The organism is Streptomyces indicus (genome assembly GCF_900100315.1).
Classification (GTDB): domain Bacteria; phylum Actinomycetota; class Actinomycetes; order Streptomycetales; family Streptomycetaceae; genus Streptomyces; species Streptomyces indicus.
On record NZ_FNFF01000005.1, the window covers coordinates 329,868 to 350,019 of the forward strand.

23 protein-coding genes are annotated in these 20,152 nt (G+C 71.1%); 7 read left to right on the top strand and 16 right to left on the bottom strand.

The window, feature by feature from the left end; all coding sequences use genetic code 11:
* Positions 1-141: 141 nt before the first annotated feature.
* Positions 142-384 carry a hypothetical protein gene (locus BLT97_RS16095; protein WP_093610608.1) on the top strand — a complete coding sequence of 81 codons (243 nt, stop codon included), beginning with the start codon at positions 142-144 and terminating at the stop codon, positions 382-384.
* A gap of 301 nt (positions 385-685) precedes the next feature.
* Positions 686-1,552 (top strand): hypothetical protein, encoded by an 867-nt coding sequence (locus BLT97_RS16100; RefSeq protein WP_093610610.1) that lies wholly within the window; start codon positions 686-688, stop codon positions 1,550-1,552.
* A gap of 74 nt (positions 1,553-1,626) precedes the next feature.
* On the opposite strand, the gene BLT97_RS16105 is transcribed toward BLT97_RS16100, so the two are convergent.
* Complete coding sequence (locus tag BLT97_RS16105) at positions 1,627-3,639, bottom strand: heavy metal translocating P-type ATPase (RefSeq protein WP_093610612.1); 2,013 nt, start codon at positions 3,637-3,639, stop codon at positions 1,627-1,629.
* Between the two features lie 169 nt (positions 3,640-3,808).
* On the opposite strand from BLT97_RS16105, the gene BLT97_RS16110 reads away from it, so the two are divergent.
* Positions 3,809-4,204 carry an ArsR/SmtB family transcription factor gene (locus tag BLT97_RS16110; RefSeq protein ID WP_093610614.1) on the top strand — a complete coding sequence of 132 codons (396 nt, stop codon included), beginning with the start codon at positions 3,809-3,811 and terminating at the stop codon, positions 4,202-4,204.
* On the opposite strand, the gene BLT97_RS16115 is transcribed toward BLT97_RS16110, so the two are convergent.
* Together BLT97_RS16115 and rpmF are read right to left on the bottom strand one after the other, a co-directional pair.
* Entirely contained in the window at positions 4,182-5,009 is an 828-nt protein-coding gene (locus tag BLT97_RS16115; protein ID WP_093610616.1) for a class I SAM-dependent methyltransferase, read from the bottom strand. The genes BLT97_RS16110 and BLT97_RS16115 overlap by 23 nt on opposite strands.
* 213 nt (positions 5,010-5,222) lie before the next feature.
* Positions 5,223-5,393, bottom strand: a complete 171-nt coding sequence (rpmF, locus tag BLT97_RS16120; protein WP_093610618.1) for a 50S ribosomal protein L32 — start codon at positions 5,391-5,393, stop codon at positions 5,223-5,225.
* Between the two features lie 172 nt (positions 5,394-5,565).
* On the opposite strand from rpmF, the gene BLT97_RS16125 reads away from it, so the two are divergent.
* Positions 5,566-6,114, top strand: a complete 549-nt coding sequence (locus tag BLT97_RS16125) for a tellurite resistance TerB family protein (protein WP_093610620.1) — start codon at positions 5,566-5,568, stop codon at positions 6,112-6,114.
* Positions 6,115-6,219: 105 nt separating this feature from the next.
* Here the strand turns inward: BLT97_RS16125 and BLT97_RS16130 are convergent, their stop codons facing one another.
* The 3 genes from BLT97_RS16130 to BLT97_RS16140 form a co-directional block, all read right to left on the bottom strand.
* Positions 6,220-6,567 (bottom strand): VOC family protein, encoded by a 348-nt coding sequence (locus BLT97_RS16130; protein ID WP_093610622.1) that lies wholly within the window; start codon positions 6,565-6,567, stop codon positions 6,220-6,222.
* A gap of 352 nt (positions 6,568-6,919) precedes the next feature.
* The gene (locus BLT97_RS16135; RefSeq protein ID WP_245769375.1) at positions 6,920-7,780 is read right to left on the bottom strand and encodes an MFS transporter; all 861 of its coding nucleotides are present in this window, start codon (positions 7,778-7,780) and stop codon (positions 6,920-6,922) included.
* Between the two features lie 135 nt (positions 7,781-7,915).
* Positions 7,916-8,617, bottom strand: a complete 702-nt coding sequence (locus BLT97_RS16140) for a FadR/GntR family transcriptional regulator (protein WP_093610626.1) — start codon at positions 8,615-8,617, stop codon at positions 7,916-7,918.
* A gap of 151 nt (positions 8,618-8,768) precedes the next feature.
* Between BLT97_RS16140 and BLT97_RS16145 the strand changes: the two genes are divergently transcribed.
* Entirely contained in the window at positions 8,769-9,314 is a 546-nt protein-coding gene (locus BLT97_RS16145) for a gluconokinase (RefSeq protein WP_093610628.1), read from the top strand.
* Positions 9,315-9,353: 39 nt separating this feature from the next.
* The gene (locus BLT97_RS16150) at positions 9,354-10,751 is read left to right on the top strand and encodes a GntT/GntP/DsdX family permease (RefSeq protein WP_093610918.1); all 1,398 of its coding nucleotides are present in this window, start codon (positions 9,354-9,356) and stop codon (positions 10,749-10,751) included.
* A gap of 120 nt (positions 10,752-10,871) precedes the next feature.
* On the opposite strand, the gene BLT97_RS16155 is transcribed toward BLT97_RS16150, so the two are convergent.
* The 5 genes from BLT97_RS16155 to BLT97_RS16175 all read right to left on the bottom strand — a co-directional run bounded on the left by BLT97_RS16155 (position 10,872) and on the right by BLT97_RS16175 (position 14,003).
* Positions 10,872-11,666 carry an SDR family NAD(P)-dependent oxidoreductase gene (locus tag BLT97_RS16155; protein WP_093610630.1) on the bottom strand — a complete coding sequence of 265 codons (795 nt, stop codon included), beginning with the start codon at positions 11,664-11,666 and terminating at the stop codon, positions 10,872-10,874.
* A gap of 176 nt (positions 11,667-11,842) precedes the next feature.
* Positions 11,843-12,256, bottom strand: coding sequence for a VOC family protein (locus BLT97_RS16160; protein ID WP_093610632.1), 414 nt, complete (start codon positions 12,254-12,256; stop codon positions 11,843-11,845).
* Positions 12,253-12,837, bottom strand: a complete 585-nt coding sequence (locus BLT97_RS16165) for a dihydrofolate reductase family protein (RefSeq protein WP_093610634.1) — start codon at positions 12,835-12,837, stop codon at positions 12,253-12,255. The genes BLT97_RS16160 and BLT97_RS16165 overlap by 4 nt, the downstream gene beginning before the upstream one ends.
* A gap of 144 nt (positions 12,838-12,981) precedes the next feature.
* On the bottom strand, positions 12,982-13,539 hold the full coding sequence (locus BLT97_RS16170) for a dihydrofolate reductase family protein (RefSeq protein ID WP_093610636.1): 558 nt from the start codon (positions 13,537-13,539) through the stop codon (positions 12,982-12,984).
* A 101-nt stretch (positions 13,540-13,640) separates the two neighbouring features.
* A complete protein-coding gene (locus BLT97_RS16175) occupies positions 13,641-14,003 on the bottom strand; it encodes a YybH family protein (protein ID WP_093610638.1) in 363 nt (120 codons plus the stop codon).
* A gap of 107 nt (positions 14,004-14,110) precedes the next feature.
* On the opposite strand from BLT97_RS16175, the gene BLT97_RS16180 reads away from it, so the two are divergent.
* Positions 14,111-15,013: a LysR family transcriptional regulator gene (locus BLT97_RS16180; protein ID WP_093610640.1), complete on the top strand. Its 903-nt coding sequence runs from the start codon at positions 14,111-14,113 to the stop codon at positions 15,011-15,013.
* Positions 15,014-15,046: 33 nt separating this feature from the next.
* Here BLT97_RS16180 and BLT97_RS16185 read toward each other — a convergent pair whose 3' ends face one another.
* The 5 genes from BLT97_RS16185 to BLT97_RS16205 all read right to left on the bottom strand — a co-directional run bounded on the left by BLT97_RS16185 (position 15,047) and on the right by BLT97_RS16205 (position 20,117).
* Positions 15,047-15,859 carry an IclR family transcriptional regulator gene (locus tag BLT97_RS16185; RefSeq protein ID WP_093610642.1) on the bottom strand — a complete coding sequence of 271 codons (813 nt, stop codon included), beginning with the start codon at positions 15,857-15,859 and terminating at the stop codon, positions 15,047-15,049.
* Positions 15,860-16,054: 195 nt separating this feature from the next.
* Positions 16,055-17,371, bottom strand: coding sequence for an ABC transporter substrate-binding protein (locus BLT97_RS16190; RefSeq protein WP_093610644.1), 1,317 nt, complete (start codon positions 17,369-17,371; stop codon positions 16,055-16,057).
* Between the two features lie 75 nt (positions 17,372-17,446).
* On the bottom strand, positions 17,447-18,361 hold the full coding sequence (locus BLT97_RS16195; RefSeq protein ID WP_093610646.1) for a carbohydrate ABC transporter permease: 915 nt from the start codon (positions 18,359-18,361) through the stop codon (positions 17,447-17,449).
* 2 nt (positions 18,362-18,363) lie between these two features.
* Positions 18,364-19,302, bottom strand: a complete 939-nt coding sequence (locus BLT97_RS16200; protein WP_245769352.1) for a carbohydrate ABC transporter permease — start codon at positions 19,300-19,302, stop codon at positions 18,364-18,366.
* Positions 19,299-20,117: an IclR family transcriptional regulator gene (locus BLT97_RS16205; RefSeq protein ID WP_093610648.1), complete on the bottom strand. Its 819-nt coding sequence runs from the start codon at positions 20,115-20,117 to the stop codon at positions 19,299-19,301. The genes BLT97_RS16200 and BLT97_RS16205 overlap by 4 nt, the downstream gene beginning before the upstream one ends.
* Between the last annotated feature and the right edge of the window lie 35 nt (positions 20,118-20,152).

Consider the following 20,152-nt stretch of genomic DNA (forward strand, 5'->3'; position numbering starts at 1 on the left):
ACTCCGGGGGGCCCGAACGGTGCAGCGGCACCCCCGGTGGGAGCAGTGCCCCTCGCGGTGCCGCCTGCGGGCCGGTTCCATGGCCGGGAGTGCCGCCCGGTCCACCGGGCGGGCCTCGCGGCAGGCGAAGGAGGCCGGGACGTGACGCTGGAAGAGGTCGAGGCGGAGGTGTCCCGCCGGACGGATCTGATCCGGGCCGCCGTCGCCGAGGGCGACACCGCCGGTGCCCACATGCTCCGTGACGAGCTGTGGCGGTTCGTCCTGGAGCACTGCCGCGACCAGGGGCACCCACTTGCGGCGAAGGCGCTCGACCTGCCCGACTTCCGCCGCCGGGGCGAGGGCCGCCGTGCGGACGGCGGGCCTTCCGGCAGCCCCCGGGACTGAGCACGCTCCGTACATGGCCGAGTCCGCCGAAGTCCGTGAGCGTGTACGGATCCTGGCCGGCGTAGCCCCGCCGCCCGCGTCATCGCCTGGACCGCGTCCCGGGGCCGCCACGACGCGGTGGAGCGGCGCGAGCATCCGGGGGCCGGTGGTGGTCGACGCCGCTCGACAGGGACAGGGACAGGGACAGGGACAGGGACAGGGCATCGGATCACACGGGGTCGAGCAGCGCCATTGCGTCGAGGTCGCTCCGGGTGTTCGCTTCCCATGGCACCGTGCGGCGCCCTGAGCGGGAGGCCAGAGAATGATCGAGTTCGACTTTCCCCGAGTGACGCGGCCGCCCGCCGCCCAGCGGCTGCTGCGGACCTCCGACGGGGACACGCCCGTCATCGAGCAGCCGGTGCGCATGGTGTCGGTGGACACTCCCGAGAAGGCCCACTACGCCGGATTGCCCGCCACTGCCCAGGTGAAGCTGGACCGTTGTCTGGCCCGACTGACCGACGGGACCTTCGACGCGTTCCTGCCCGGCGCCTTGCGCGCGTACCTGGCCGAGCGGCTGACCCCCGACGCCGCCGAGCGGCACATCGCCGCGGGGAACCGGGCCAGTGCCGTGTTCGACGTCCTCCTCGACCGGCGTCTCACCCGCCCGTCCGGCGCCCGGCGCAGAACGGCGGTCATCCCGACCGGCGAGATCATCGACCGCTACGGCCGGCTCCTCGCCTATACGGCGCCGTGGTTCGCGGGGGACTCGGCGGATCCGCTGCCACCCAGGGACCACCCCGACCGCCGTACGTTCAACCTGGACATGGTCGCCTCCGGCTGGGGAGCCCTGTTCCTCGTCCACCCCTCGCTCCCCCACAACGCGGACCTGAACCTGCTGCTCGCCGAGGCCGACCGGGCGTGGACCGAACGACGGGGCATGTGGGCCGAGTTCGGTGCCGACCTGCTGCTCGCGTACGAGTTCCGTGCCTGCGTCAAGCTGGGCGCCGAGCGGCTCGACGACCCGAAGCGGACGGTCGACGAGGCGTACCGGCGGATCTGTGTCGACCTGCGCGACCTGAGCGTCGTCGGCCTCTACAACTACCACGAGGTGCCGCCGTCACAGCGGCTGTTCGTGTGGGCCGACGCGTTCGAGCAGGCGCGCAAGGATCTCGACCTGCCCGGCAGCTGACAGGAGCGCGACCTCCGCCAGGAGTTCCTACGGTCCGGGGCGCCGCGTGCCCTGGCGTGCCGAGTCGGCGGCCCTCAGGAAACCTGCGCGGCGGATCCGACGGCCCGTCGCCAAGCCCGCTCCCGCAGCAATCGCAGCCCGTTCAGGCCGACGAGGACCGTGGAGCCCTCGTGGCCCGCGACGCCCAGGGGCAGGGGCAGCTCGCCCGCCAGGTCCCAGATCACCAGGCCGGCGATGAACACCCCGGCGATCACGAGGTTCTGGACGACGATCCTGCGGGCGCGGCGGGCGAGGGCCAACACGGCCGGGACCGTGGCGAGTTCGTCACGGACGATCACCGCGTCGGCGGTCTCCAACGCGAGGTCCGAGCCGGACCGGCCCATGGCGACGCCGATGTGCGCGGCGGCGAGGGCCGGTGCGTCGTTGACCCCGTCTCCGACGACCAGGACCTTGCGCCCGGCTCCCTCCCACTCCCGTACGGCCTCCACCTTGTGCTCGGGCAGCAGCCCGGCTCGTACGTCCTGGATGCCGGCCTCGGCCGCGAGCCGGGCCGCCGCGCGGGGGTTGTCCCCGGTCAGGAGCGTGGGCGCGGTGCCGGTGAGCTGCGTCAGGGAGGCGACCGTGGCCGCGGCGCCCGGCCGGAGCCGGTCGGCGAGACCCAGGGCGCCGACCGGCACGCCGTCGATGCGCACCACGACGACGGTGCGGCCGCCGCCCGCCAACTCCCGTACGAGCATTCCCTCCTCCGGTTCCCGTACGGGTGCCTCCTCGGGGAGCCCTGCCGGGGCGCCCACCGAGACGCCCCTGCCGGCGACCGTCGCCGTGACGCCGACTCCCGGCACCGAGGCGAAGTGCTCGGCCGTGCGCAGCTCGAGCCCGCGTTCGCGTGCCGCCGCGACGATCGCGCGCGCCAGCGGGTGCTCGCTGGGGTGCTCGGCCGCGGCCGCCGTCGCCAGCAACTCCTCCTCGTCCAGGCCGGATTCCGCGAGCGGGCGGACATCGGTGACCTGAGGGGTGCCTTCGGTGAGCGTGCCGGTCTTGTCGAGGGCGATCGCGTCGACCTGCGCGAGGCGCTCCATCACCACGGCCGATTTCACCAGTACGCCGTGGCGCCCGGCGTTGGCGATCGCGGCGAGCAGCGGCGGCATCGTCGCGAGCACCACCGCGCACGGCGAGGCCACGATCATGAACGTCATGGCGCGCAGCAGCGCTTCCGACAGCGGCTCGCCGACCACGAACGGGATCAGGAAGACGGCGAGCGTGGCGGCCACCATGCCGAGCGAGTAGCGCTGCTCCACCTTTTCGATGAACAGCTGGGTGGGAGCCTTGGTCTCGGATGCCTCCTGAACCATCCGTACGATGCGGGCGATCACGGAGTCCGAGGCGTCGCGCTGTACGCGGACGCGCAGGGCGCCGGCGCCGTTGACGGTGCCCGCGAACACCTCGTCGCCGGGGGTCTTGGCCACCGGCAGGGGTTCGCCGGTGATGGCCGCCTGGTCCACGTCGCTCGCCCCGTCGAGCACCGTGCCGTCGGCGCCGACGCGGTCGCCGGGCCGGACGAGCACCGTGTCACCGACCGTCAACTCGGCCACGGACAGCACCTGTTCGCCGCCGTCCGGGAGCAGACGTACGGCGGTGGCGGGCGCGAGGTCGAGCAGGCCGCGGACCGAGTCGGCCGTCCGCGCGGTGGCCAGCGCCTCGAGGGCGCCCGAGTTCGCGAAGATGACGATCAGCAGGGCACCGTCCATGGCCTGGCCGATCGAGGCCGCTCCGAGCGCGGCGACGATCATCAGCAGGTCGACGTCGAGGCTCTTCTCACGGAGGGCCTTGAGACCTTCCCAGGCCGGTTCCCACCCGCCGGTGGCGTACACGAGCGCGTAGAGCGGACCCCAGAGCCAGGCGGGGAGACCGGCGAGGTGCAGGGGCAGCGCGAGCAGGAAGAAGGCGGTGGCAGCCGCGGCCCAGCGCACTTCGGGCAGCGCGAGGACGCGGGTGCGCCGGTGGTCCGGACCGTGCCCGCCCTCCGGGGACGCGGACTTGCCGGGCGGTGAGGGGGTGGCCGACGACGAAGTCAGGGTGGAGGTCATCAGGTGACGTTCCTTCAGGACGGACGCGCGGAAGCGGCACAGGAGTACGCCCGGAGGCACACAGGAGGGCACACCCCGGCGCGGCACGCGGAGGCGCCCGGGGCCAGGGCCCACCATACAGGAATAGATGAAGAGGTATTCATGAATGAGGACCCATAGACTGCTGCCCATGGGCCACGGAGCTGACGCCACCACCACTGCCACCGCACGCGAGCGCCTCGACGCCGTCGGTGCCGAAGACGTGGCCGCCACCCTCCAGGCCCTGGCCACACCCTCGCGGCTGCGCATTCTGGCCCGCCTCCAGGAGGGCCCGTGCGCGGCGACGGAACTGGCGGACGCCGTGGGCATGGAGCAGTCGGCCTGCTCCCACCAACTGCGCCTGCTGCGCAATCTGGGCCTCGTCACCGGTGAGCGCCGAGGCCGCTCGGTGATCTACGCGCTGCACGACAACCACGTGGCCGCGCTGCTCGAACAGGCCCTCTTCCACATCGAGCACCTGCGGCTCGGCCTGCCCGACGACACCACCGCGGAGCCGGCTGAGGTCAGGGCAGTCGGAGCAGGTTGAGCCGGTACTCCTCGACCTGAGCGAGGCGCTGGGCGGCCAGACCGGTGAGCATCTCCCGGTAGGCGGCGGGCAGGGCTTCGTACATCTCCTGCGGCAGGCTGGTGAGGGTGTGCGTGGCGCGCAGCTGCGCACCGGGGCGCCACCTGGCGAGACCGGCGGGGTCCGCGCAGGACCAGCACATCCGGGCCTCGACCTTGCTGAGGGCGTCGTGCCGGTCCTGGGTGGTGATGATGCCGGGGCCCGCCGTGTCGAGGGCGAGAAGAGAGCCGGGGAAGCGGTCGGCGATGAGATCGACGACGGCGCGGACCTCCGGTTCGCCGAGGAACGGCAGCACCGCTTCAGCACTGAAGAGATACGGGCCCGCGGCCCGTTCTCTGACGACGTCGGCCCAGCCGCCGTCGGTGACGGAGGCCGCGATCATGCGGCGTCGCGGGGTGTCGGTGAAGAACCTGCGGCGCAGGGCGATGACGTCGGGCAGGTCCAGTTCGAACCAGTGGGCCCGGCCGTTGTCGACGCGCTCGTAGCGGGTGTTGAGGCCGGTGCCGATCTCCACGACGGTGCCGTCGGGGTGGGCCGTCAGGAAGTCGCGCGCCCATCGGTCGAAGAGCGAGGTGCGCAGCACCGTGCCGAGCAGGCTGGGCAGTTCGGCGAAGCGGTCGAAGTCGTAGTCGATGGCCGAGACGATCTCCTCGGCGCGCGGATCGCGAAGGGCCGGTTCGGCTTTGCGGTTCTCCACCGCGCGCCCGTAGAGCGGGATGAGCAGAGTCTCCTGGACCGCGCCGAGTTGTACGCCGTGACCTGCCATGGCCGCCTCCGTCGTCAGGTGTTTCGGCTCCGCCGTCGCGCACCGGGGCGGGCGGCGCCGTGGCTGCGACCGCCACCCGCCCCGGAGTTCAGGCCCGCACCGCGCGGCCCGAAGCCTCGTGCGATGCACACCAGTTGCCGGCCGTTCACGGACCCCGGCAACACCGTCACGAGCAACCGGGCACCCGCCGCCCCTTCCCGAACGCCTCGCCGGTCAGCCTCCGGTGCGCAGCAGGCCGCGCTCGTACGCCTTCACCAGGCGTTGCGGCACGAGTTGCGGCACGCCGTCCACAGTGACCGGGACGAGCTGTGCCGTCGCCGCCTTCCAACGAGCCCTGCGGTGGCGGGTGTTGCTGCGTGACATCTTCCGCTTGGGGACGGCCATGGGTGGCTCCTGATCTCGGTCGGGCGTGCAGCCCTCACGCTACATGAAAATGGTTCCCATTAACAATGGGTCGATGGGGGCCTGCGCGGCGAGGAACTTCGGGGCGTACAGGAACGTTTCCAGGGCGCAAGCGATACGCACAGATCGACGAACGACACCCGAGGTGGCATGCATGGCAATGTGGGACCGGCTCAAGGATCAGGCCAGGGGGCTTCAGCAGGCGCACGCAGGGCGTAGCTCCGGTGGGCAGGGCGGGTCGGCCGCACGGTCGGGCGGTGGATCGAAGGCCCAGCTGGTGGGTGTGCTCAAGACCCAGCTCAGCTCGCTCAAGACGGAGTTGAAGAGCGGCGCCTACCGGGACGCCACGATGGCCATGTGCGCGCTGGTCGCGGCCGCCGACGGTTCGGTGGACCCCGCCGAGCGGCAGCACGTGGAGTCGCTCATCCTGCAGAACGACGTGCTGCAGAACTTCCCGCCGGAGCAGCTCCGCGAGCGGTTCAACAAGCACGTCGACCAGCTGTCGTACAACTTCCAGCAGGGCAAGACCGCGGTCATGCAGGAGATCGCCAAGGCGGCGAAGAAGCCGACGGAGGCCCAGGCGGTCGTGCAGACCGGGTTCGTCGTCGCCGGTGCGGACGGGTACATCGCCCCGGCCGAGGAGCAGGTGCTGCGCGAGGCGTGCGCGGCGCTGGGGGTGAATCCGCAGCAGTTCGGGCTCTGACACCGGCGACGGCCAGGCCCTGGCCAGCCCGGTGGCCAGGCGGCTCGTACGGCGGCGGTGCGAGGTGGCCTTCGGTCGCCTCGCACCGCCGCGCACGGCGTGACGTCAGCGGTGACCGAGCACATTGACCACGCGACCGCCTGGGTCGCGGACGAAGAACCGGCGCACGCCCCACTCCTCGTCCTGCAAGGGGTGCACGATCTCGGCACCTCCTGCCCGGATGGCCGCATACGCCGCATCCACGTCATCCACCTCGATGCTCAGGTCCGGCGTGACCGGTCCGGTCTTGTCGCTGGTCATGACACTGATCTGCGCTGCGGGAGCGGACGGGGAGGCGAGCGTCACGATCCAGCCGTGGTTCATGACCTCCTCGAAGCCCAGCAGCCGGTAGAACTCCCTGCTTTCCGGCACGGCGTCCGTCTGAAGGTTGGGCACGACACGGCGAACGGCCATCGACGACTCCACGGGTGGACGACGGGTCTCTGCGTCCTCCAGGGTTACCGCGCCGCGCCCACAGCCGTCTGCGCTTTCGCCGCACCTTCACGCACTTCGGGCTGACACCGCTGCACGGGGTCACCCCACGCGGGACCCGCCGTCGTGGTGGGCGGTGGTGGTCATCTGCCCGCAGCGGTGACCGTGGACCGTCTCGACTCGACCGGACTCATCTCCGGTTCAAGGCATTGGCCGACGGATTGTGCGTGTTCAGGCACAGCAGCATCCGGTCCACCCGCCTCCTCAACTCCCGCCCTGGATTGCGGGAGCCACTGTCGACCGATGGGGCGCCTGCCGGCTACCGGGCGTAGGGTCACGTGGTCTTCGGGCCGCGGACGCCCCGGCGGTGACCTACGACGGGTGTCGCGCCCCGGTGGCCTGAGCCGGGCGTGGCCGGGGCGTGGGCGGGTGCGGGGCGGGTGAACCACAGGGCGCATACGGCGAGTGCGCCCGTCACGCCCGCGGCGCACAGGCCCGCGCGCGGGCCGAACGCCTCGTTGACGGCGCCGAGTACGGGGCCGCCGAGGGCTCCGCTGCCGACGAACACCAGGACGTAGACACCCATCACGCGGCCGCGGAGCGCGTCGGGGGCGCCCAGTTGGACGGCCGTGTTGGTGGACGTGTTCAGGAGGGTCGTCAGCGCGCCGACGGGGATCAGGAAGGCGACCAGCCAGCCCGGGCCCGGCGCGCAGGCTGCCCCGACGTAGGCCAGGGCCAGGCTTGCGGCGGTGGCGGACATCGCGCGGTGGGTGCTGTGGGTGCGCTGGGCGGCCAGGAGTGCGCCGGCGAGGGCGCCCACGGCGGTCGTGGCGCTGAGCAGCCCGTAGCCGCCGGCATCGGTGTGCAGCACGGATTGCGCGTACGAGGCCAGGGTCACGGGGAGGTTGACGGTGAAGAATCCGAAGGCGCCCACCAGGAGGATCGGCCACAGCAGGTGCCGCTCCCGGGCGGTGTGGCGCAGCCCGTCGCGCAGTCGGCGCGCGGAGGTGAAGCTCACGTCCGAGCCGTGCAGGTCACCGGAGCGGATCAGGAGCAGGGCTCCGATGGGTGCGGCATAGGTGAGGGCGTTGACGGTGAAGGCCGGCCTGGGCATCGCCATCTTCGCCCGCAGCCTCGCCCCGGGCGACCTCGTGGAACTGCCGCCGAGCGCAGGCCTGCCGCAGCTCGGCGAGATCGACCAGGTGCTCCTCACCAACCCGCACGCCCGCACCGAACCGGTGGAGGCGCTGAGCACGGCGATCCTCTCGCGGGCCGATCCGCTGCGGGGGATGCGGCACTGAGGACGGGGCATCCGGCCCGCGCGAGGCCGTTACGGCGCCAGTACGTCCAGTTCCTCCAGGGCGCCGAGGGTGATCTCGCGGGTCAGTTCCTCCGCCCGGACGGCATCGCCCTCGCGTACGGCTTCGGCGACCTTGACGTGCAGCGTGACCGCCGCCGGGTCCGGGTCCTCGAACATGACCTGGTGGCGGGTGCGCCCGGTGAGGACCTCGGCGACCACGTCGCCGAGGCGGGCGAACATTTCGTTCCCGGAGGCGTTCAGGATGATGCGGTGGAACTCGATGTCGTGCCGCAGATACCCCTCGAGCTGCTGGCCGCGCGAGGTGGCGACCATGCCGATGGCGCACTCCGTGAGGGCCGCGCACTGTGCGGCGGTGGCGTGCCGTGCGGCGAGTGCGGCGGCGGCCGGTTCGACCGCGGAGCGGAGCACGGTGAGGGAGCGCAGCTGGCGCGGTCGGTCCGCGCCGGCCAGGCGCCACCGGATGACCTGCGGATCGTAGACATTCCACTCGGCGGCGGGCCGCACGGTGACGCCGACCCGACGGCGCGACTCCACGAGGTGCATGGACTCAAGGACCCGTACGGCCTCGCGCATCACCGAGCGCGAGACCTCGAACTCCTGGGACAGCTCGTCCGTGCGCAGGACGCTGCCGGGCGGGTACTCGCCCGCGGTGATCGCGGGCCCGAGGCTTTCGAGTACGCGGGCGTGCAGCCCCCGGGCCTGTTCAGTCATGAGGTCAGCCTACGAGGAGACACGCTTCCGCAATAAGTCTGACTTTTAAGTCACAGACTCTTGAATTCGTCTGACCTAATGGGTTTCAGTGGCGTGACGCACGGCCCGGTGCCGTGCGCACCGATGTCGATGAAGACAGCGAGGCGCAGCCATGAACACCCCCCACGTCGTCGTAGTCATGGGCGTGGCAGGCACGGGCAAGACCACGATCGGCCCCCTGCTCGCCGCCGAGCTCGGCGTTCCCTACGCCGAGGGCGACGACTTCCACCCCGAGGCGAACATCGCCAAGATGTCGGCCGGTACGCCGCTCACCGACGAGGACCGGTGGCCCTGGCTCGACGCCATCGGCACCTGGGCGCACGGCCGGGTCGGCCGGGGCGGGGTGGTCAGCAGCTCCGCGCTCAAGCGCGCCTACCGGGATCGGCTGCGGTCCGCGGCCCCCGGACTCGTGTTCGTCCACCTCACCGGTGAGCGCAGCCTCATCGAGGAGCGGATGGCCGGGCGGCAGGGGCACTTCATGCCCACCGCTCTCCTCGACTCGCAGTTCGCCACGCTCCAGCCGCTCGGCCCGGACGAGACCGGGGTGTCCGTCGATGTGGCGGGCGGTCCCGAGGAGATCGTCGCCCGGGCCGTCGCCGCACTGCACTCGCTGCACGCGCTCGACGCGGAGCCCCGCAGTCAGCTCGCCTCGCAGTAACGCCCACCCCACCTGCCCCCACGTACGAAGGAAGTGACCGTGACCAGACTCAGCGTCGAGATGCTGGCAGCGGACCCCGTCGAGCCGATCACCTCGGCCGGCCACGCCCAGCTGGGGATCGCCGTCCTCGCGGGCATCGCCGTCATCGTCCTGCTCATCACGAAGTTCAAGGTGCACGCCTTTCTGGCGCTGACCATCGGCTCCCTGGCCCTCGGCGCCTTCGCGGGCGCACCGCTGGACAAGGCCATCGCCAGCTTCACTTCGGGGCTCGGCTCCACGGTCGCGGGCGTGGGCGTGCTCATCGCGCTCGGTGCGATCCTCGGCAAACTGCTCGCCGACTCCGGGGGCGCCGACCAGGTCGTGGACACGATCCTCGCCAGGGCCGGCGGGCGCTCCATGCCCTGGGCGATCGTGCTCATCGCGAGCGTGATCGGTCTGCCGCTGTTCTTCGAGGTCGGCATCGTCCTGCTGATCCCGGTCGTCCTGATGGTCGCCAAGCGCGGCAACTACTCGCTGATGCGGATCGGCATCCCCGCCCTCGCGGGTCTCTCCGTGATGCACGGGCTCATCCCGCCGCACCCCGGCCCGCTCGTCGCGATCGACGCCGTCGGGGCCGACCTGGGCGTCACGCTGGCGCTCGGCGTGCTCGTCGCGATCCCGACCGTGATCATCGCCGGCCCGGTCTTCTCCAAGTTCGCGGCCCGCTGGGTGGACATCCCGGTGCCCGAGAAGATGGTGCCGCAGCGCCCCTCGGAGGACCTCGACCGGCGCCCCGGCTTCGGCGCCACCATCGCCACCGTGCTGCTGCCCGTCGTCCTCATGCTGGCCAAGGCGCTGGTCGACATCGTCGTGGACGACCCGGAGAACGGGGTGCAGCGTGTCTTCGACGTGGTCGGTTCGCCGCTCATCGCGCTGCTCGCGGCCGTGATCGTCGGCATGTTCACGCTGGGCCGGGCGGCCGGGTTCAGCAAGGGCCGGCTGTCGACGACCGTGGAGAAGTCCCTCGCGCCCATCGCCGGCATCCTGCTGATCGTCGGCGCGGGCGGCGGCTTCAAGCAGACGCTCATCGACTCCGGTGTGGGTCAGATGGTCCTGGACATCTCCGAGGACTGGTCGATCCCCGCGCTGCTGCTCGCCTGGCTGATCGCCGTGGTGATCCGCCTCGCCACGGGCTCGGCGACCGTCGCGACGGTGTCCGCCGCCGGTCTGGTGGCCCCGCTCGCGGCCGACATGTCGACCGCCCACGCGGCCCTGCTCGTCCTCGCGATCGGCGCCGGCTCGCTGTTCTTCAGCCATGTCAACGACGCCGGGTTCTGGCTCGTGAAGGAGTACTTCGGCATGAGCGTCGGACAGACGATCAAGACGTGGTCGGTGATGGAGACGATCATCTCGGTGGTGGCCGGCGCGTTCGTCCTGCTGCTTTCCCTGCTGCTGTAGCGCCTCACCGCTGGTGCGGCGTCCGTCGCTTCGCCGTGGACATGCCGGTGGCCCCGCCCGATGCGGGGCCACCGGCATGTTGTCGTCAGGTGGGGCCGGGTCACGGCCAGCCAGGTCCAGTCAGGGCAGGATCGAGTCCACGTATCCCCCGTCCACGCGCAGTGCGCCCCCGGTGGTGGCGCTCGCCTGGTCCGACGCGAGATAGACCACCATGTTCGCGATCTCTTCGGGCTCGATCAGGCGCTGAAGCAGCGACTGCGGGCGGTGCTCGCGCATGAAGACGCGCTGCGCCTCGTCCCACGGCAGGTCCCGGTCGACCAGGCCGTACACGAAGTCCTCCACGCCGCCGGTGTGCGTGGGACCGGCGATCACGGAGTTCACCGTCACACCCGATCCGGCCGCCTGCTTCGCGAAGCCGCGCGTGACCGCGAGCAGCGCCGTCTTGGACATGCCGTAGTGGATCATCTCTGCGGGGATCACCACGGCGGAGTCGCTGGCGATGTTCTGGATCCGGCCCCAGCCGCGCTCGGTCATACCGGGCAGGTACTGGCGGATGAGCCGCACCGCGGCCAGCACATTGACCTCGAAGTAGCGCCGCCACTCCTCGTCGCTGATGTCCAGCGGGTCGACGGGGCCGAAGATGCCGAGGTTGTTGACCAGGATGTCCACCTGCGGCAGCGCGTCTGCGACCTGCCGGGCGCCCTCCTCGGTCGTGACGTCGGCGGCCACCGGCACCAGGTCGGCGCCCGGTGCCTCGCCGCCGATGCGGGCGATCGCCTCCTCCACACGTTCTTTCGTCCGGCCGCTGATCCCGACGCGGGCGCCCGCGCGGGCGAGTCCGGTGGCGATGGCGGCGCCGATGCCCTGCGTGGAGCCGGTGACCAGTGCGGTCCGTCCGGTCAGATCGATGTGCATGGGAAGCGGTACTCCTCCGGTGTGGACAGGGTCTGCCGATGCGCGTGCGTCCTCGCCTACCCAGTCTTGCCCCGGGCAAGGGAGCGCGCGCCCCGGCGACAGGCCGGTCCAGCCGTGCAGCCGTGCAGCCGTCCAGCCGTCCAGCCGTCCAGCCGTCCAGCCGTCCAGCCGCAGGCTTACGCGAAGTCCTCCTCGGTGAGGCCGTCGGCATGTCCGGGCGGCCACTGGACCAGTTCGATCCGGTAGCCGTCCGGGGCCGTGAGCCAGGAGGTCTTCGGGCCCTGCGGTCCGCCCGGGTGCTCCACGGGTCCTGGTGCCAGGCCCGCCTCGGTCAGCCGCTCCACCGTGGCGACCAGATCGTCCACCTGGATCGCGAGGTGGTCGACGCCGCTGCCCACGTCGACGCTTCCGTCGGCCGGGCGGTGGACCAGTTCGAGCGAGGCCGCGGGTTCGCCGGGGAATTTGAGGAGCACGAGCCGGCTGCCGTCGCCGGGTGCCACCCGGCCCAACTCGGCATAGCCCAGGGCAGTGTAGAAGGCGAGCGAGCGGTCCAGGTCGGTGACGCGGTAGGCGGTGAACAGGGTCTTCACGCGGTCTCCTCGGGCCGACGCACCCGGTAGCGCAGGTGCGTGACGTCGCGGTCGTCGAGGCGTCGTACGAGGTCGAGTTCGATCGGGGCGGTGTCGAGGTGCTCGAAGAGCCGGCGGCCTTCCCCGAGCAGCACCTGCACCAAGTGGATCTCGATCTCGTCGAGTTGGCCCGCGCGCAGGAGCGCCTGGGCCGCGCCCGCGCCGTGCACCATGACCGGCCGGTCCCCCGCGTCCTCGCGGGCCCGGCGGGCGCAGTCCTCGACATCGGTGACGAAGCGTGCGTGTCCGGGCGGCACGTCCGACTCGTCGATCTTGTGGGTGAGCACGTAGATCGGCACACCGTCATGGTGGTCGCCCTGCCACCGTCCGGCGAGTTCGAAGGTCCGCCGGCCGGAGATCAGCGCTCCGGTCGCCAGCGCCTCGCGGTAGACCTGGCCGCTGGGGCCGTCGGAGTTCCGGTCGTCGAGCCAATTGAACAGGCGCCCGCCGCCGCGGCCGAGTTCCTGGCCCGGCCGGTCGTCGGGTCCTGCGATGAAGCCGTCGAGTGACATCGACATGTAGAGCCGGATCGGTGTGCGCATGGGGACTGCCTCTCTGCACCACGGCGCGGGATGGCTCCGCTGCTGCGCCCGTCCGTACGGGCCTGCCACAGGTACGACTGCGTACGGCCCGCGAACTCATCGCCCCGGCCTGGCCCTGACCCGATTCCGTACGGGCGGACAGGATCAGCGCGTCCGGTAGCGCGCGTAGATCAGCCCGCTCGCGAAGGCACGCTGCTCGACCAGTTCGAGGTCGAGGCGTACGCCGTCGGGGAAGAAGCGCTTGCCACCGCCGACCACGGTCGAGGTCATGAACAGGTGGTATTCGTCGACGAGTCCGGCCCTGATCGCCTGGGCGGCGAGCGTGGGGCCGTCGACGGTGAGGTCGTGATCCGACTCGGCTTTGAGCTTGCGCACCGCGTCCGGATCGAAGCTCCGCTCGATCCTGGTCCGCGCGCTGGACACGGACTCGAGTGTCGTGGAGTAGACGACCTTCCGGGCGGCCTGCCAGTCGCGGGCGTACTGGAGGATGTGCGGCGGCTGGTCCGGCTCGGTGTGCGCGGTCTCCCAGTAGACCATCGTCTCGTACATGCGGCGGCCGTAGAGATACGTGCCGACGGGGCGGAAGAGGTCGCCGACGAACGTGTGCACCTCCTCGTCGCCTGCGTCGGTGCCGAGATCGCCCTCCGCCGCCTCCGCGTAGCCGTCGAGTGAGGTGATCATCGAGTAGATGAGCTTGCCCATGGGGCTCCTTCGGTACGGGTGCCGAGCTGCCGGTGTGCTGCAGACTCTGACACCCGTACACGCAAGAACTCATCGGCCGGCCGGCGGTCCGCAGGCACCGCTCACCCGGACGGAACGAACTCCGGCTGGTCGAGCAGCCGCAGCCAGCTGCCGTCGGGCTGGCGGCGGACCACCTGGGCGCGGGCGCCCGCCCCGTCCTTCGGCGGCGTCGAGGTGAGGGCGATGTCTCCGCTGACCAGGGTGGGCAGCGGCTGCTCCGGCTCGAAGCGCGGGCCGTCGGCGAGCATCTTCTCCAGGAGTGCCTGGATCGCCGCCCGGCCGACCGTGGTGCGCCCCGGTGGGAAGGCGAGCACCGCGTCCTCCTCGTAGAGCGCGGCCACACCGGCGGCGTCGCCGGCGTTGGCCCGCTCGACGAACAGGCGGGTGAGGTCCTCGGGCCGCATGGCCTTCTCGTACTCGGGCATCAGGTGCTCCTCCTCAAGTCCGGTCACCGTCTGGGCACTTCCCAGTCTTCGTCCCGGCCCACCAGAAGTCCAACAGATGGTTTTTCTCGGAACTAGAATCTACGGTCATGGACCTGAGGCAGCTCGAATACTTCGTCGCCGTGGCCGAGGAGCGGAACTTCACGCGGGCCGCGGAGCGGGTGCACATCAGCCAGTCCGGCGTCAGCGCCCAGATCCGCCGGCTGGAACGGGAGGTCGGCGCCGAGCTGTTCGACCGGTCGGGCCGCAGCGTCTCGCTCACCGTCGCGGGGAAGGCCGCCCTCGCATACGCCCGTGCCGCGCTCGCCGCGGCGGAGGCGATGGGTCAGGCCGTGGGCGAGGTGGCCGATGTGATCCGGGGGCGGCTCGCGGTCGGGATGGTCATCGGCTGCACCCTGACCCCGCTGTTCGACGCCCTCGCCGCCTTCCACGAGGCGCATCCCGGCGTGGAGATCTCGCTCCTGGAGGACAGTTCGGACCGGATGGTCGACGGGGTGCGCAGCGGTGTGCTGGACCTGGCGCTGATCGGGGCCGCGGACGCCGCCCCCGAGGGTCTGGAGTCGCTGACGCTCATCGACGAGCGCCTCGTCGTGGCGGTGCCGGCCGGGCATCCGCTGGCGACGCAGCGGCGGCGGCCGACCCTGGCGGACCTGGTGGCCCACCCGATCGTGTGCATGCCGCCCGGCACCGGGCTGCGCGCGGTGCTCGAACAGGCTTGTGCGGCACAGGGGTTGCGGCCGGAGATCGCCCTCCAGGCCAGTGCCGCCGAGGCCGTCGCGGAGCTGGCCGCGAGGGGGCTCGGGGTCGCCGTCCTGAGCGAGTCGATGGCGGCCGCGAGCGGCGGGGACCGGCTTGTCGTACGGCGGATCGCCGATGCGGAGACGCCGGCGCTGCTCGCGCTGGTCTGGAAGAACCCGGACAGCCCGCCGGTCCGCGCGTTCCTCGCGCACGGCAGGCGGGCCTTCGCGGGTTTTCCGGGGCTGCGCAAGTAGGAGCGAGCGTCGGACCCGGCCCAGGTCAGCCGTTCAGAGGCCGAGCCGCGCGTGCGCCATGAACCCCAGGCTCGTCGAGATCTGGTCGGCCTGCTCGACCACCTTCGCGGCCAGGGAGTCCTGACGGTTCGGGAGGTCCATCGCGGACAGGGAGCCGGAGACCGAGAGGGCCGCGACCACGTCGCCGGAGCGGTCACGGATCGGGGCGGCCAGGCAGGCCCGGCCGAAGGCCAACTCCTCGATCTCCGTGGCGTATCCGCGGGTCCGTACCTCCTGGAGTGCTTCCAGGAGCGGGTCGAGCGCGGTGATGGTGTGCGGGGTGTACGCGGGGTACGCCCTGCCAAGCGTCTTGCGGACCTGGTCGTCCGTCAGACCGCACAGCAGCGCCTTGCCCATCGCGGTGGAGTGCAGGGGCGCGAGACGGCCAGTGAGGGTGAACGCGCGGGGCGCGAGGGGGCCTTCGAAGTGGCAGAGGTAGAACATCTGGTCGTCGTGGCGCTCCGCCACGTTCGCCCCGAGGCCCAGTTCGTGGGCCAGGTTCTGCGCGGGCTGGCGGGCGGCGCGGTGCACCGGGGACTGGTTGAGCGCGATGCCCGCGAGCGAGACGACCTTGGGGCCGATGCGGTGCAGGCCGCTGCGTTCGTCCCTGACCAGGTAGCCGAGGGACTCCAGCGTGGCCACAAGACGCGAGACGGTGGACTGGCCGAGACCGGTCAGCTCGACGAGCTCGGCGATACGGCGCTCGGGCTGCTCGTCGGTGAAGAAGGAGAGCAGCGACAGGGCGCGCTCCACGGACTGCGTGCCCGACACGGCGGGGCTCGCGTTGGCCCCGGTTGAGCGCACCATCGTGACCCCAGATTCCCTGTGACTGCGTCATCCAGCATGTGGATGCTACATGGGTACGGGGTGGCCCGGGGCGGGATGTACAGGGCTGCGCAGGCGCCGGCGGCCTCGGCAAACGGAACCGAGGCCGCCGCAGACGCTCAGGTCGGCCCTTCACGGGCCGGCACCGGCTCAGCCCTTGTGGAGGCCGGGACCGACTCAGCCCTTGATCAGCGCCGAGACCTCCTCGCCCGCCTTCTTCATGGCGTCCTTGCCCGAGGCCTGTCCGACGAGCACCGCCTGCACCTGCTTGGCGACGGCCTCCTCGATCTGCGCGTTCTTGGCGTAGGCCCAGAACGGGCCGGGGGTGGCGGTCTTGGTGATCTTCTCGGTCCAGTCGGTGGTGAAGGTGTCCGCCGCGACCTTGGGGTCCGCGAGGCCCTTCGTCGTGGTGGGCGGCAGCGCCAGCTTCGAGAAGTACTCGACGGTGGTGGCCTGGTCCGAGGTGGTGTGCAGCGCGAAGTCGGTGGCCGCGTCGGAGCCTTCGCCCTCGACCACCGCGATCACACCGCCCCACAGGAGCGCACGCGGCTGGTCGCCGGACTTCAGGACCGGCCGCGGCACCGGCACCATCTGCTCGGCGAGGCCCTTCTCCTTGGCGGTGGCGAGGGTGGCGCCCTTGCCGATGACGGCGTCGTCGTAGAAGCCGACCGTGCCCTGGCCGAACAGCGCGCGGGCGTCGAAGCGGTCCACGTCCTTGGCGATCAGCTTCTCGTCGTGCAGCTTCTTGTACCACTCGACGGCGTCGACGGAGGCGTCGTCGCCGATGGTGACCTTGTCGCCGTCGAGGATGGTGCAGCCGAAGGTCTGCATCCACGGGAAGATGTCCTTGAGCTGGGCCACCTTGGTCGCCGCCGCGTACGGCGTGACGCCCTTGAGCTCCTTGAGCGCCCGCAGCGCGTCCTCGAACTCGGCGATGGTGGTGGGGTGTTGCTTGATGCCTGCCTCGGTGAGCAGCTTCTGGTTGCCGATCAGGCCGATGGAGCCGGTGGTCCACGGCAGTCCGTACTGCACGCCGTCGTACTGGCCGCTCTTCAACGAGACGTCGGTGTAGCCGCCCTTGCCCGCCACCTTGCCGAGGTCCTTGAGCTTGCCCATCTGGGCGATGGCCGCGAGCCAGGCGATGTCGAGGTGCACCGCGCCCTGGATCTCGCCGCCGTTGAGCTTCAGCGTGAGCTGCTGCAGGTACTCGTTGTACGGGAAGGCGGTCGTGGTGATCTTCGACTTGTGGGAGCTCTCCCAGGCGCTGATGATCTTCTGCACCTCGGGCTTGCTGGCCTCCTCGTTGAGCGACCAGGAGGAGAAGCCGAAGTTCTTCGCCTTGGTGTCGCCGCCGTTGGAGGTGCTGCCCCCGGACGGGGCGCAGGCTGCGGCGGCCACGCCGAGTGCGCCGAGGCCGAAGAGCCTGAGGGCGTCACGGCGGTTCATTCCGGCGGCACCGGACAGGCGGGCACCGGTCGTACGGGAAGCGGACATGCGGGTCTCCTAGAACGGGACAGGGCAAGGAAGTTGGGGTGCTGGTGAGGGGGCGGTGCGGGCGTGCCGGGTGCGTCAGCTCTTGACCGCGCCGGCCGTGAGACCGCCGACGAGGTAGCGCTGCAGGAACATGAAGGCCGCGACGACCGGCACCGAGACGATCAGGGAGGCCGCCATCAGGGCCGGCCAGGAGGTCTGGAACTCGCCGATGTAGGTGTTCACCAGGCCCGGCGGCAGCGTCATGGTGTCCTTGTTGGCGAGCGTCAGGGCGAAGATGAAGTCGTTCCAGCCGCGGACGAAGGCGAACAGGCCGGCCGCGATCATGCCGGGCGCCGCGAGGGGCGCGACGATCGTGTGCAGGGTGCGCCAGCGCGAGGCGCCGTCGATGGCGGCGGCTTCCAGGAGCGCGTCCGGCACCGTGTCGAAGATGCCCTTCAGCATCCAGACGCACAGCGGCATGGTGAAGGTGGTGAAGGAGAGCACGAGCGCGGTGTACGTGCCGAGCAGGCCGAACTGGCGGAACACCGCGTACAGCGTGATGAGCAGCAGGGCCTGCGGGAACATCTGCGAGGCGAGCACGAAGTTCATCAGGGACTTGCGGCCGCGGTAGCGGAACTTCGAGAACGAGTAGCCCATGTACGTGGAGACGATCACGCTCAGGGCGGCCGTGATCAGCGCGACGATCACACTGTTGACCATGTAGTCGAAGAGCTGCTCGTTCTCCGCGAAGGTGCGGAAGTGCTCGAAGGTGATCTCGGTCGGGATGAACTTCGGCGGGAACTGGAAGGCCTGGCCCTTGGGGCTGAGCGCGGTGACCAGCATCCAGTACATGGGGAGCATCCCGAACAGGCCGATCACGGCCACGGCGGTCCAGGCGGCTATGGAGGAGCGGATCCGGTCCGGCCTGCGGCGCAGCTTGCGCGCGGCGGGCGGCGGCGTGGGGCGGACCGGTTCCTCGACGGTCTGCACAGGCGCTTCTGCGGTGGTCATGGTCACTTGGTCTCCCGCTCCGAGAGCTTGAGGTACACCCCGACGAGGACCAGGAGCAGCAGCATCCACAGTCCGCCGAGTGCGGTGGCGTGGCCGAGGTCGAAGCCCTTGAACGCGTCCTGGTAGACGGCGACGGCGAAGGTCTCGGTGGCGCCGGCGGGTCCGCCGCCGGTGAGCACGTAGATCGTGTCGAAGTGCTGGAAGTTCCAGATGAATTCGAGGAGCAGCGCGATGGCCGCGACGCCCCGGATGCCGGGCCAGGTGACGGCGAAGAACCGGCGTACGGCGCCCGCTCCGTCCACGGCGGCGGCCTCGTGCAGTTCACGGGGCACGGTCTGGAGTCCGGCGAGCAGCATCACCATCATCCAGGGGAAGCTCGCCCAGGTCTTGGTGATGATCACGGCGAGCATCGCGGTGCCGGGCTCGCCGAGCCAGCTGATGGACTCCTCGATCAGGCCCGTCTTGATCAGCGCGCCGTTGAGGACTCCGTAGTTGGCGTTGAAGATCCACATCCAGAGGAAGGAGACCACCACGCCGGGAATGACCCAGGGGAAGAGGAACAGGCCGCGGAAGAAGCCCGAGCCCTTCATGCCGGTGTTGAGCGCGAGCGCCAGGGCCAGGCCGATGAGGAAGGGCGCGGCGGTGGCGCCGACGGTGAAGACGAGGGTGTGTTCGAGGATGGCGGCGAAGTCCCCGGCGAAGACGTCCGCGTAGTTGTCGAAGCCGACCCAGCTGCGGCCGGGGAAGCGCAGGTCCTGCTCGAAGAAGCCGGTGACCAGCGAGGCGATCAGCGGGTAGAGCACGATCGCGCCGAACAGGGCGAGGCCGGGCACGGTCAGCAGGAAGGCGAACATGCCGTTCGACATCCGCCGGCCCCGGGTGCCGCGGGACGGACCGCCGGTGGCATCGGGGGACTTCGCGATGGGCGGGGCGGTGGTCACACCCGGCTCCTCTCGGGGATCAGGGAGGTGGTCCCGCCGCGCGGGCCCACATAGCCGAGGCCGACGCTGACGGAGTCGGCCGCCTCGATGGCGGCCCTGGCCAGCTCGTCCTCGCGCCGGTCCAGGGCGACGGTGGACAGCGGGCCCGAGATGGAGATGGCGGCGACGATCCGGCCGGTGCGGTCGCGGATCGGCGCGGCGACGCAGGAGCGGCCGTGCGCCAGTTCCTCGACCTCGGTGGCGTAGCCGCGGCGCTCGGAGACCTCGAGTTCCTTGTCGAGCTCGGCGTGCGTGGTGAGGGTGGCCGGGGTGAAGCCGTGCAGGGCGTCCTCGGGTATCAGCTCGCGGCGCTCGCCGGCGGTGAGCGACAGGAGCAGGCACTTGCCGAGCCCGGTGGCGTGCAGGGGCTTGCGCTGGCCGGTGAGGACCGTGGAGCGCGGGGCCAGGTGTCCCTCGAAGTTGAGCAGGTAGAACAGCGAAGCGCCGTGCCGTACGGCCACGTTGGCCCCGAGGCCGAGGCGCGCGGCCAGCTCCTGCGCCAGCTGGCGGGCCTCGCGGTGGACGGGGTTGTGGTTGACGGCCACGCCGCCGAGCGTGATCGGCGCGGTGCCGAGCCGGTAGAGGCCGCTGATGCCGTCGCGTTCGACGAACTCCAGGGACTCGAGGGTGGCGAGCAACCGCGAGGTGGTCGAGGTGCCGAGCCCGGTCATCCGTACGACGTCGGAGACCCGCAACTCGGGCTGTCCGTCCAGGAAGACCTTCAGGACGGCCATCGCCCGTTCCACGCTCTGGTTGTTGCCTTGATCGGATGCCATCGACAGCTCCAGTGAATCTGGTGTGCAACATGCGG